General features: G+C 70.1%; 1 protein-coding gene. It reads right to left on the bottom strand.

Translation table 11 applies throughout. The features are described from left to right. Positions 1-341 precede the first annotated feature (341 nt). Positions 342-605 (bottom strand): hypothetical protein (locus ABD323_RS43875; RefSeq protein ID WP_344447590.1); only part of this gene is annotated, 264 nt, incomplete at its 5' end.

Below are 605 nucleotides of genomic sequence, written 5' to 3'. Positions count from 1 at the left end.
CGCCAGGCGTTCCCGATCATCGCGGCGCCTGCTGCAGAGTCGTTGGCATCCAGGCTGACCCCGGCGAGCTCGGCCTGGTTGGCGGCCTCGGCGCGATCGGTGTCGCTGGGCCCGCTCTTCTTTCCGGGCAACTTCAATGCGCACTCCTTCTCGTTGAGCTGGGAACCTTGCGGCCGGAAGCCTGCTGAGCAGCCCACGTGCTGACGCGAGCCTCGGTGGTGAACCACTCCGGCCGGCGGTCCGGCGACGGGACCCGGACCCAGTCCTTGTTCTTGAGGTCCCAGGCCCCCCACAGGGGCTCCGCCGCGCCGACCGGCGGCAGCAGTCGGGCTTCGTAGCGGTCAGGCACTGGTGGCCTCCCGGCTGGGAATGGCGCGGCGTACTCGGGGGGGCGGCGCGAACAGCGGCTCGCCTGGCGGTAGTAGTTGGCCGTTGCGGCGGTGTGCGGCCTCGGCCACGAACAGGTCGATGTGGTCGTCCACTGCTGCCAGGCGTTGGGCGTGGTACCAGTGGCTCTGAATGTGCATCCGGGCCTGGAACGGGGTGCCGTACCGGTCTGTCTCGCCACCGGCGAGGACCAGTTCGCTGGTGACCTGGTCGCGTAG

The sequence above is a fragment of the Kitasatospora nipponensis genome (assembly GCF_039528135.1).
Classification (GTDB): domain Bacteria; phylum Actinomycetota; class Actinomycetes; order Streptomycetales; family Streptomycetaceae; genus Kitasatospora; species Kitasatospora nipponensis.
This window is presented reverse-complemented; position numbering and strand designations above follow the sequence as displayed.